The sequence below is a fragment of the Pseudoalteromonas sp. TAB23 genome (genome assembly GCF_000498075.1).
Lineage (GTDB): Bacteria > Pseudomonadota > Gammaproteobacteria > Enterobacterales > Alteromonadaceae > Pseudoalteromonas > Pseudoalteromonas arctica.
In genome coordinates, this window is the sequence record NZ_AUTP01000105.1 from 1 (window position 1) to 11,939 (window position 11,939).

At 39.1% G+C, this 11,939-nt stretch carries 11 protein-coding genes; 9 read left to right on the forward strand and 2 right to left on the reverse strand.

Going from position 1 to position 11,939, the window contains the following annotated elements; all coding sequences use genetic code 11:
• Both L654_RS0102640 and L654_RS0102645 read left to right on the forward strand, forming a co-directional pair.
• A partial coding sequence (locus L654_RS0102640; RefSeq protein WP_024607190.1) for a MarC family protein occupies positions 1–288 on the forward strand: 288 nt, incomplete at its 5' end.
• A 30-nt stretch (positions 289–318) separates the two neighbouring features.
• A complete protein-coding gene (locus L654_RS0102645) occupies positions 319–1,200 on the forward strand; it encodes an alpha/beta hydrolase-fold protein (protein WP_024607191.1) in 882 nt (293 codons plus the stop codon).
• A 521-nt stretch (positions 1,201–1,721) separates the two neighbouring features.
• Here L654_RS0102645 and L654_RS0102650 read toward each other — a convergent pair.
• Positions 1,722–1,949: a hypothetical protein gene (locus L654_RS0102650; RefSeq protein ID WP_024607192.1), complete on the reverse strand. Its 228-nt coding sequence runs from the start codon at positions 1,947–1,949 to the stop codon at positions 1,722–1,724.
• An 11-nt stretch (positions 1,950–1,960) separates the two neighbouring features.
• Here L654_RS0102650 and L654_RS1000000128505 point away from each other — a divergent pair, with 11 nt between their 5' ends.
• Together L654_RS1000000128505 and L654_RS1000000128090 are read left to right on the forward strand one after the other, a co-directional pair.
• Positions 1,961–2,092, forward strand: coding sequence for a hypothetical protein (locus L654_RS1000000128505; RefSeq protein ID WP_263640614.1), 132 nt, complete (start codon positions 1,961–1,963; stop codon positions 2,090–2,092).
• A gap of 185 nt (positions 2,093–2,277) precedes the next feature.
• Positions 2,278–2,496, forward strand: coding sequence for a hypothetical protein (locus tag L654_RS1000000128090; protein ID WP_024607193.1), 219 nt, complete (start codon positions 2,278–2,280; stop codon positions 2,494–2,496).
• A 109-nt stretch (positions 2,497–2,605) separates the two neighbouring features.
• On the opposite strand, the gene L654_RS0102660 is transcribed toward L654_RS1000000128090, so the two are convergent.
• The gene (locus L654_RS0102660; RefSeq protein WP_024589388.1) at positions 2,606–3,814 is read right to left on the reverse strand and encodes a porin; all 1,209 of its coding nucleotides are present in this window, start codon (positions 3,812–3,814) and stop codon (positions 2,606–2,608) included.
• A gap of 637 nt (positions 3,815–4,451) precedes the next feature.
• On the opposite strand from L654_RS0102660, the gene L654_RS0102665 reads away from it, so the two are divergent.
• The 5 genes from L654_RS0102665 (at position 4,452) to L654_RS0102685 (ending at position 11,771) form a co-directional block, all read left to right on the forward strand.
• A complete protein-coding gene (locus L654_RS0102665) occupies positions 4,452–6,041 on the forward strand; it encodes an ABC-F family ATPase (RefSeq protein ID WP_076915491.1) in 1,590 nt (529 codons plus the stop codon).
• A gap of 161 nt (positions 6,042–6,202) precedes the next feature.
• The gene (purE, locus tag L654_RS0102670; RefSeq protein ID WP_002962540.1) at positions 6,203–6,685 is read left to right on the forward strand and encodes a 5-(carboxyamino)imidazole ribonucleotide mutase; all 483 of its coding nucleotides are present in this window, start codon (positions 6,203–6,205) and stop codon (positions 6,683–6,685) included.
• Between the two features lie 2 nt (positions 6,686–6,687).
• Positions 6,688–7,836 carry a 5-(carboxyamino)imidazole ribonucleotide synthase gene (locus L654_RS0102675; RefSeq protein WP_024607194.1) on the forward strand — a complete coding sequence of 383 codons (1,149 nt, stop codon included), beginning with the start codon at positions 6,688–6,690 and terminating at the stop codon, positions 7,834–7,836.
• Positions 7,837–7,958: 122 nt separating this feature from the next.
• Positions 7,959–9,134, forward strand: a complete 1,176-nt coding sequence (locus L654_RS0102680; RefSeq protein ID WP_024607195.1) for an endonuclease/exonuclease/phosphatase family protein — start codon at positions 7,959–7,961, stop codon at positions 9,132–9,134.
• A gap of 132 nt (positions 9,135–9,266) precedes the next feature.
• Complete coding sequence (locus L654_RS0102685; RefSeq protein ID WP_024607196.1) at positions 9,267–11,771, forward strand: prolyl oligopeptidase family serine peptidase; 2,505 nt, start codon at positions 9,267–9,269, stop codon at positions 11,769–11,771.
• The last annotated feature ends 168 nt before the right edge of the window (positions 11,772–11,939 follow it).

Genomic DNA, 11,939 nt, shown 5'->3' on the forward strand with positions numbered 1-11,939 from the left:
CCGCTAGCTATACCAGCAACTGCGACCCCTGGCGCTATTTTGGCGGTGATACTACTTACCGACAACCACATACACCCAATTACCACTCAAATAGGCACAGCGCTTGTTACACTTGCTGTGTTGGGTATTACACTAATACTGTTGCTGCTTTCGGGTAAAATAATTAAGCTTATTGGTACTGGCGGCGCGTCTATTTTAACGCGTGTGATGGGGATGATTTTAGCCGCGTTTTCGGTTGAGCTTATTATGACCGCGCTTGAAATAAAACAATGGGTTAAGCTCGATTAAATAACTCCTAAACATTTAAAGGAATGCCGCATGGCAATAAAAATAACAAAACACTATTTTATTAATTTAAGTTTAGCCGTAGTAATTTTTGCTATCGGTATTTTAGCCATACGCTATTACAACCATTATGTATCGGCCTATACAGATGTAACAATTAACTCAAGCGTGCTTAATGAGTCGCGCAAGGTGTTTATAAGATTACCCGCTAATTACAATCCTAAAAAAGCGTATCCGTTAATTATTAAAACCGATGGTAACTTTAATTTAGATACATGGGATAAAGCACTTACAAAACAAGCTAAGAGCGAAAAAGGGGATAAGGCTATATTGGTGTCTATTCCTAATTTGTTTTTTACAGATACACGTAATCGCGATTTAGTGCCTCCTTATGCTCGCCAAGATGTAAATACACAAGCGCGCCCAGAGGGCGAAACACTTATAGAGCCTAATGGTGAAGCCGACAAGTTTTTAGCGTTTATTGAAACTGAGTTATTCCCGTATTTATCGGCAAAATATAAGCTTAGTAATAATCGTGTATTAAGTGGTTTTTCGGCAGGTGGTAGCTTTGTACTTTATACACTGCATACAAGGCCTGAACTGTTTAATGGCTACTTTGCATTTAGCCCAGCGGCTTGGTATGACGACATGACAGTGGTTAATAATGTAGAAGCGTTTTTAACTACTCAAGCTAACAAAGTTAAGGCGCCTACTTATTTATATCTTTCGGTGGGTGGGGCAGAGCATCCGTTAATGTTAAAAGCGTTTGATAATTTAGAGTCTGCTTTAACAGCAAACCCTAATAATAACCTTGTGTGGCAAAGCGCTATAAACGAAGGTGCTGAGCATTCAGATAATCCACCACTTAGTGTATCAAAGGCATTAGCTGGTTATAGTGCGTTTATTAAAAAGTAGGTTAGATAGGTTTTAGCGGTAACTGTATGCATATACAGTTACCGCTGTTTTATCTATTTATGATAACGAATCAGCTTCATAGCACTTTACTTAGTTCAATATTATTAACGACTTACAAAGGGAAGTTGGTTTAAATTATTTTTGACAGCAAATACACGTACTGTGTTTATATACAGTACGTAGCTATTGAGTTAGAATGCAGTCAGTACCTATGAGCATATATCACACCTATTTGTTACTGCTTTTAATCAGCCTTACGCCTTTGTGATCAGCAATAAACAGTGTAAGTACTTTTTAATTTCAATATAGTTTCACCACCTTTTTACACTCTTAATGCAATTAATATAAATTAGCTGGTGGCTTTATAGTGAAAGAACACATCATACTAAGTTTTATTATAAAGCTAAACTTAGCAATAGAGTCAAATTAGAAAAAAGTAATCAGGGAGGTAGTGCAAATAATAAAGGGGGAGGTTTAGGTAAAAAAGAGTATTTATAAAAATGCTCTTTTTTAAGTTACTACTACTTTGCTTTGATCGGTTTAAAAAACAATACCAGTGCAATTATAAATGCTGAAACGCTACAAATTATAAATACGTTTTTTTCACCACCAGGTATGTACTGCATAAATGAGGTAAAAAACTGACCCGAGAATACAGCCATCGTAAAGTACGATAAGTTACGGCCGCGTACTTTCACATAGCCGAGCTCTACCGTCATATGGTTTAAAGGCGCACTTAAGCTCGGCATGTTTAACCTTTATGGCAGCACTGGTTCGAGAATATAAACAGCAATACCCAAGCGTGCACGTTACATTGTTTGAAATGACTGCAACTGAGCAAATACATGCGTTTAAAAACGATTTAATTTATGTGGGTTTTTCACGGCCTTGACCTGATTCAATTAATGATGAATTTGTAAGTCATACTATTTATGTAGATTCATTGGAGGCCATCGTTGATCAAAATCATGCGCTGGCAAATTATAAAAATATTGATTTAGCTAAACTAAAAAATGAGCCATTTATTATTTTTAATAGAGAGGAAGCACTTGGTCTTTTTGATGAAACCATTTTGCAATGCAAACATTAGTGACCGAAGTGGCTGCTGGCTTTGGTGTGGCAATTGCGCCTTATTGCGTACGTAAATTATATAGTGAAGGGTGCCATTTTATAAAACTGAGCGACGTACTCACGCAAATCCCGGTGCTATTACAAATTAAAAAAGCAGATACCAATGCGGCTGTTAATGCATTTGTTGAAATAGCCTTAAATGCAGAATTGAGTATTGAGTATTGAAAAAAGTATGGCGGAATAAAAAAAGCCCAGTTAAAAAAGTTAAAAGGGCTAAAAGGGTTGTGCTTAGGGAAGTTGTAGTCGTTTTTAAACTTATATTTAGAGCTTATATTTAGAACTTATATCTAAAACCAAATGCTATACCGTCATCTTCCGACTGCTCCATTTGTGCTTGTTGATCGTCGTTATCACTTTCAAAGTCGCTAAAGTCTTTACGCGCTTCTACGTAGGCAATAGTGTCTTCGTCAATTAAGTAGTGAAGGCCAATAACAGCAAACTGACGCTTAAATACATCGTCTGGATCGGCGTTAAAGTTTGGCTGAATTACGTAGTCATCACCGGCATCAAACACGTTGTAGGCAATAAAAGGGCGAAAATCGTTATCAAAGCGGTAAGATGCAAATGTTTCTATACCTATTGCGTCTTTAATTAAGCGACCAATATTATCTGTGTCGTGGTTTTTGTTTTTATTTATGTTGGCAGCAACGTAAAGGCCTGGCTTATCAATGTTGCCCCACATAATGCCTGCACCGTAAATTAAATCTTCAACATTGCGAGTAGAACCATCGCCAAACGTTAAATCAAACTCGCCACGGTTAATGCCCGCTGTAAGCGTGAGCATATCTGTAGGGGTATATGTTACAGATGCACCAAATGTGTAGTTAAATTCAACTTCTTGGGCTGCACTATCGCCAGAGTTCCATAGCGTTTCGCATTCTTCTTCTGAAATATCGCTTACGTCACAGGTATAAAATTCGCTGTTTTTAAGCTGCGCTTGTACTGCAAAACTAAAATCGTTATAGCTATTGCGGTACTGCACTAACTTATCACCACGGCCAGTGCCATTTACAGCGCCATCGTCTTTGTTATAGGTGTAAACGCCAGCTGCATTACCATCCCATACAAAGCTATTATTTGTGCCATAAACTACGTCGTACCATGCACCCCATTGTTTACCAATGGTAAGTTGACCATACTTTTCGTGTGAAAGGCCTGCGTAACCTAAACGGTTATACAAAAACTCGTCCTGAATTGACTCAAAACGATTGTTATAAATTATATCGCTACTGCCTACAGGGTTTACACCCCATTCTACGAGTGCAAGGGCAGTCCAATCTTTCTTGAGCTTTCGGGTAAAGCCAAAATTAATGCGCGAAGTACCGTTAACAACTTCGGTTTCGTTTTGTGTGTTAATTACACGCACATCAAGATATCCACCTACTTTTAGAGTGTTTTTATCATCTTTGTATAACTCTACCGCTGAAACAGCGGGTGCTAATACAATACTTGCGCTAATCAGTGTCGCTAATTTTTTGCTCATCTTGTGTGTTGCCCTGTGTAAATTTCAGTGTTTTTACGTAGGTAAAAATTCAGGTTCGAAGATTAACAAAGCAATAAACGGCTAAAAAGTGAAAAAAAATCAACAAAATTGAACGGCAAACTTAATTGACATTCACTTGAGGTTAATTTTGTTTTTCAGGTGTTGCTGAGGTTTGTTTTTTTAGTTGTTTTGTAGGTAAAAAGGATTGGTAATAGGTGGTGTGTAAAAATTCTAATTTGAATTAATTTCATCTTGGTTAAAAAATAGCGACTAGTGCAAAAGCTCTAAAAGTGCTTTATTTTCATAAATATAACTTTTTATTGTTACTGCGTGTACAAAAATGAGTTAAGTAAACACACAAACACGTTAAAAGTGTTTTTACTCTAATTCATTTTTGTAATTCTAAACTCCCTAGACGTATTAAAGTGAATATATTGATGAATTTTTACTTGTGTAAGCTGAATAAAAATTTACAAAACCATTTAATTTAATCTGTTATTTGATTTACCCACTATACAGTGCTAATAAATGGCTAAAACGCGTTAGTTTGCCTTTAAACTTTCATAGAAAAACAGGCCATTTTGGTTTAAACTGCGCGCAATTTAAATACATCATTACTCCTTTGGAGGGTAGCGCTATTATTAGTACAGCTAATGTCACCATGCAATTTGGTGCTAAACCATTATTTGAAAATATCTCAGCAAAATTTGGCGACGGAAACCGTTACGGTTTAATCGGTGCAAATGGTTGTGGTAAATCAACATTTATGAAGATTCTAAGTGGTGAGCTCGAAGCGTCTTCAGGTAATGTAAGTACTGATCCAAATGAACGTGTTGCTAAACTAAACCAAGACCAGTTTGCCTACGAAGAATACTCAGTAATTGATACTGTGATCATGGGTCACAAAGAGCTGTGGAAAATAAAACAAGAACGCGACCGTATTTACTCTTTACCAGAAATGAGTGAAGACGACGGTATGAAAGTAGCCGATCTTGAAACTGAGTTTGCTGAAATGGATGGTTACTCTGCTGAATCTAAAGCAGGCGAGCTTCTATTAGGCGTAGGTATTGGCACAGACCAACACTTTGGCCCAATGTCAGAAATTGCACCTGGTTTTAAACTACGAGTGCTACTTGCACAGGTGTTGTTTTCAGACCCAGATATAATGCTACTTGATGAGCCTACCAATAACTTGGATATTTACACCATCAAGTGGTTAGAAGACGTGTTAAACCAACGCGACTGTACCATGATAATCATCTCGCATGACCGTCACTTTTTAAACTCTGTGTGTACTCACATGGCCGATATTGACTACGGTGAGCTACGTATTTACTCAGGTAACTACGACGAATACATGTTTGCAGCAACGCAAGCACGTGAGCAGCTACTTAGCGAAAACGCGAAGAAGAAAAACCAAATTGCTGAACTTCAACAGTTTGTATCACGTTTCTCTGCTAACGCATCTAAAGCTAAGCAAGCAACATCGCGCGCTAAACGTATCGACAAAATTCAGTTAGACGAAGTTAAAGCGTCTTCACGTCAAACACCGTTTATTCGTTTCGACCAAGAAAAGCAGTTATTCAGAAACGCGCTTGAAATGAATAACTTAACGCAAGGTTTTGACGACAACACGTTGTTTTCTGGACTTGAAGGTTTAGTAGAAGTTGGCGAACGTATTGCTATTATTGGTGAAAACGGTGTTGGTAAAACAACATTACTTAATACATTGGCAGGGCGCTTAGCACCTAAAGCCGGTGAGTTTAAGTTCTCAGAAAATGCAAATATTGGTTACTACGCGCAAGATCACGCAGATGAGTTTGCAACCGACATGAACTTGTTTCAGTGGATGGAGCAATGGCAACAAGAAGGCGACGACGAGCAAGTGGTTCGTAGCTTCTTAGGCCGTATGCTGTTCTCTCAAAACGATATTAAAAAGTCAGTTAAAGTAATTTCAGGTGGTGAGCAAGGCCGCATGCTGTTTGGTAAAATTATGATGCATAAACCAAACATATTGCTAATGGATGAGCCAACAAACCACATGGATATGGAATCTATTGAAGCGCTTAACTTAGCACTTGAAGCCTACGAAGGTACATTAATGTTTGTATCGCACGATCGTCAATTTGTATCATCGGTAGCTACCCGAATTTGGGAAGTTAAAGATGGTAAAATCATTGACTTTAGAGGCAACTACGCAGAATACCTAGCGAGTAAAGAAGCTTAATTAGCTATTTACCCGTTAACCCTAAAAAGCCATGTTTAAACATGGCTTTTTTTGTTTTTGTGGCTTTGTATTAGTCGCAATTAATATGGCTTTGGGTATAATACCCGGCTTAAACAGGACATAAGTCCGCTATTTTAAAAATACATTACTGAGGAGTATTTATGACTGTTGGCATTATTATGGGTTCTAAATCAGATTGGCCAACCATGGAACATGCAGCACTTATGCTTGAGCATTTTGGCATTAAGTACGAAACTAAAGTCGTGTCTGCACACCGCACTCCTCAATTACTTGCTGATTACGCAAGTTCAGCCGCAGAACGCGGTATTAAAGTTATTATTGCTGGCGCTGGCGGCGCGGCTCATTTACCAGGTATGGCTGCTGCTTTTACGTCGCTTCCTGTACTGGGCGTGCCTGTAAAATCAAAAGCATTAAATGGTGTTGATTCACTTTTATCTATTTGCCAAATGCCTAAAGGCGTTGCAGTGGGCACACTTGCAATTGGTGAGCCGGGCGCAGCAAACGCAGGTTTACTAGCCGCACAAATTTTAGGGTGTCAAAATCCAGAAATTTTTGCAAAAATTGAAGCGTTTCGTAAAGCTCAAACCGACACTATATTAGCTAATCCAAACCCTGCAGAGTAATAATGAATATTTTAATATTAGGTGCAGGGCAACTTGCACGTATGATGAGCCTTGCAGGCGCGCCGCTTAATTTAAACGTTGTTGCGTACGATGTAGGCAGCAAGCAAATTAAGCATCCGCTAACTGGTGAGGTTTATAGCACGTCACTTGAGCAAGCAATATTAAACGCTGATGCAATTACTGCAGAGTTTGAGCACATTCCTGATGACGTACTAACACTTTGCTGTAACAGCAATAAGTTCTACCCTGGGAAAGCCGCTATTAAAACCGGTGGCGATCGCTCGCTTGAAAAAGCATTGCTTGATAAAACAAACGTAACTTGTGCGCCGTATCAATTAATTACTGAAAAAGCGCACCTTGAACTTGCCGTTAAAACTCTAGGTAAGCCACTTGTTATTAAAACATGCCAAGCGGGTTACGATGGAAAAGGCCAATGGCGTTTAAAATCGGATAGTCAAATAGACGAAATTTGGTCACAAATGTCTGATTTTATTGCATCGGGCACTGAGCTTGCGCCACATACAATTATTGCTGAAAAAATGATCCCGTTTGATCGTGAAGTATCTATTATTGGTGCGCGCGATAAACACGGTAATGTTGCTATTTATCCGCTAACAGAAAACGAGCACACCAATGGTGTATTAACGCTTTCTATTGCCGGTAAAAATAATCATAGCGTTGAAGCGCAAGCAAACGATGCATTTACAAAAATAGCAAATGAGCTTAACTACGTTGGCGTGTTAGCTATTGAGTTTTTTGATGTACATGGCACGTTACTCGTTAACGAAATTGCACCGCGCGTACATAACTCAGGCCACTGGACGCAACAAGGCTGCCATTGCTCACAGTTTGAAAACCACATGCGTGCTGTTGCAGGTTTACCGCTTGGTAATACAGAGCTTAAACACATTACCGCGATGATAAACGTACTAGGACAACCTAATATTCCAGCTGACGTACTAAAATACGCAGATGTGACTAGCCATTGGTACGGTAAAACTGCAAAACCAGGTCGTAAAATGGGCCATATAAACGTATCGGCCACTAGCATGAACGACCTAGCAGATAAATTAGGTGAGCTTACTGAATATTTACCTGAGCAAGACTACCCTGGTATTTTAAAAGCGGCGGCAAATTTAATCCTTCATTAAATGGCTAACCGTTTTATTAAATGCCGAGCTTGCTCGGCATTTTTTTGTATTTAAAAAAGGCGCAAGGTTACCTAGATTGTGAAATAATGATTGGGTCTAAAATTTTACAGTGAAATTATTTAATGAAACTTAAAGCAATTTATAGCGCACTACTTGTTGCCGCTTCTTTTAGTCCTTTTTTTAGTAACAGTGCATTTGCATCAGACTCTCTTCGTGTTGCTACTTTTAATGTAAGTATGGATGCAACAAATCACACACCTAAAGGTGAGCAAGTTAAAAGTGATGCTTTAGTTAATGCACTTAAAGCAAACCACCAGCAAATTAAGAATATAGCGGAAATTATTCAACGTGTTCGCCCTGACATTATTTTACTTAACGAATTTGATTACATCCCAAAAGAGCAGGGAATTGAATACTTTAATAAGCATTATTTAAATGTAGGTCAGCAAAAACAAGCCGCTATTAATTACCCTTACTCTTATATTGCCCCGGTAAATACAGGCCTAGCTACCGAGTTTGATTTAGATAACGACGGCAAGAAAAATGGCGTGATGGGCGATGCACAAGGTTTTGGCTTTTTTGAAGGGCATTACGGTATGGCTATTTTGTCAAAATACCCAATCGATTTTGATAAAGTAAGAACCCTTCAAACCTTTAAATATAAAGACATGCCAAATGCACAAATGCCCGTAATGCCTAAAACAGGCGAAAACTGGTATAACGCACAAGAATGGCAAGCACTTAGACTTAGCTCTAAATCTTTTTGGGATTTACCTATTAACGTAAATGATAAAACCATTCATGTTATTGCATCTCACCCAACACCCCCTGTATTTGACGGCGAAGAGGATAGAAACGGCAAACGTAACCACGATGAAGTAAGGTTAATTGCCGATTACGTTTCAAACGCTAAGTATATTTACGATGATAAAGGCGAAAAAGGCGGTTTAAAAACTTACTCTCGGTTTGTTATTTTAGGTGATTTAAACGCCGCACCAGAGGGCGATAAAGCCCGCACAAATACCACCGATCAACTGCTTAAAAATCCATTGATAAACGCTCACTTTGTTCCAAAAAGTGAGGGTGCTAAAGAGCAGTATGCTGTGCCTTATGCACGAAATTACAGTGCTAATTGGCAAGCACGTGTTGATTACGTACTACCGTCAAACTACGGCTTAAAAATTAAAGACGGTGGTGTGTTTTGGCCTACTAAAACGAGTAATGAATATCGTTTAATTAAAGACAGAAACGCATCGAGCGATCATCGACTGGTGTGGCTTGATTTAATCGTTGAATAACGCCTATTAACAGAGGATGCGCTAGTAAACTGAGCTTTACCCTGTTTAATGGCTATTTATCTTAAAAAATTGCAATAACTTGAGTGCTTCTGCTTAAATACGGCTTAATTATAATAACCGTATAGAAGCACTATGATTTTTAATTTTTCTTCATCTAAAACGTTAGTGGCCTTAGCTGTTGCCTCAAGTGTCATGCTTGCAGGTTGTAGCGCGACCGCTAACACCTCATCAACACAGCAAAGTGCTTTACCAGCAACATCGGTTGCTGCGGTTGTAAACACGCCAGCAGATATCGGCTCACAAAAAATAACGCTAGAACAAGCAATGGCCGATCCGGATTGGATGGGCAATCAGCCAGAGAGCGCTTATTGGGCAAGCGATTCGGCTACTATTATTTATGCTCAAAAAGAGCAAGGTAATACACTACGCGATTTATTTAGCCAATCTGTTACTAGCCAAACAGCAGAGCAAATTGCACTTAATAAACTTCATACTGTGGGTTCAAATAAAGCTGTTTATTCAAAAAATAAAACAATGGCGGCCTACACGTTTAAAGGCAATGTGTTTGTTAAAAACCTAAAAACCGGTGAACTTAAACAAATTACAGCGACATCAGCAAGCGAATCTAAACCACAATTTTTAAATAATGGCGATTTAGTTTACCGCCAAGGCAATGTGTTTTTTAAAGTTGATTTAAAAACAGGCTTAACGAGCGAGCTTGCTAACTTAAAACTTGCTGATGAGCCAAAAGGGATTGAAGAGCCAAGCACGTATATTGCTAAAGAGCAGCATAAATTGATTAAGTTTGTGGCGCTTCAACAAAAAAACAAAAAAGATAAGCAAGCACGTAATGAGCAAATTAATGAACAAAACGATTCAATTGCTAACACGGCTTACTACTTAGGTGATGGTAATAAAGTTGCAGAAGCGCAGCTTTCGCCAAATGGTGATGCACTGTTAGTCGTTGTACAAAAGCAAACAGATTGGCGTGGTGATGGCGATATTATGCCTAACTACATCACTGATGATGCAACCATTGAGCCTAAAAAAGCACGCCGCCGTGTAGCCGACGCTAAAGAAGAAACCTCAAAGCTTGTGTACATCAATTTAACTAACAAAGAGCAAACATCACTTAGCTTTAATACCTTACCGGGCTTTGACGAAGATGTTTTAGCCGCAGTTAAAAAAGAAAATTATGCACGTGATGGTAAAACATATAAGTCTAAAAAGGTGCCTCGTGGCATTAACCTTATTATGGACTGGGGTTTTGAGCAAAGCCCAATAGTATGGAACGATGACGGCTCGCAAGTGGCTGTCATGCTAGAAGCGTGGGACAACAAAGACCGCTGGCTTGCGAACGTTGATTTTGAAAGCAACAAACTTGTGTCGCAACATCGCCTGCATGACGATGCATGGATTGCTTACGCGTTTAACGACTTTGGTTGGTTACATAACTCAAACACGCTTTATTACCTATCGGAAGAGTCGGGTTACAGCCAGCTTTATAAAAAACCAATTAACGGCAAAGCAACCGCGCTAACACAAGGCCAATTTGAGGTTTCTAACTTAACGCTTGCCAGCGATGACAGCGCAATTTATTACAAAGCGAATGTTGAGCACCCAGGTCTGTACGAAATTTACCGTGTTAACCCACAAACAGGTAATAGCGAGCAAGTTACTGACTTAAATGGCATGACTGATTACACGTTAAGCCCAGATGAAACTAAGTTACTCCTTAAGCACTCTACAATTACCATGCCTAATGAGCTTTATGTAGCTGACGCTAAAGCCAATACGAAAGCAACGCGATTAACGCATACTGTGTCGGATGAGTTTTTAGCTAAAAAGCTAACTGCACCTAAAATTGTTGCTGTGCCATCGAGCCATACTGATCAACCAATATACGCAAAAGTGTACTACCCAGCTGATTACGTAGAAGGTGAAGTAGGTAAAAACCGCAAAGCGGTTATTTTTAATCACGGCGCGGGTTACTTACAAAACTCACATATGGGGTTTTCGGTTTATTTTCGTGAATTTATGTTCCATTCATTGCTCGCTGATGAAGGTTACATAGTAATGGATATGGATTACCGCGCATCTAAAGGTTACGGCCGTGATTGGCGCACCGCGATTTATCGTCAAATGGGCACACCTGAAACACAAGATTTAGCCGATGGCGTTAAATGGATGGCGCAAAATGCCAACGTTGATACCAAAGCAGTTGGTACTTATGGTGGCTCATACGGCGGCTTTATGACCTTTATGGCATTGTTTACCGCGCCTGAGTTATTTCAATCAGGTGCGGCACTACGACCTGTTACCGACTGGGCACATTACAACACAGGTTATACGGCTAATATATTAAACCATCCTGATGTTGACCCGATTGCATATGAGCGCAGCTCGCCAATTTATTACGCTGAGGGTTTAAACAAACGTTTATTAATTAACGCACCCATGGTTGACGATAACGTGTTTTTCCAAGACTCAGTGCGTTTAGTACAGCGCTTAATAGAGCTTGAAAAACAAAACTTTGAAACAGCTATATTCCCTGTTGAACCACATGGTTTTGTACAGCCTTCAAGTTGGTTAGACGAATACCGCCGTATTCATAAATTATTTAAAGAAACGCTTTAATCTTTAATTCTTAAAGTATAAAAACAAAACGCCGCATTAGTTTAGTTAACTAATGCGGCGTTTTTATTGGGTTGAACAAAATCTAACTTTATTTTTTCTTTTTAAAGTTTTTTTTAAGGAGCTCTATAGCCAGTGGTAGGGCAAGCAGAGTCCCGCCAATTACACCAA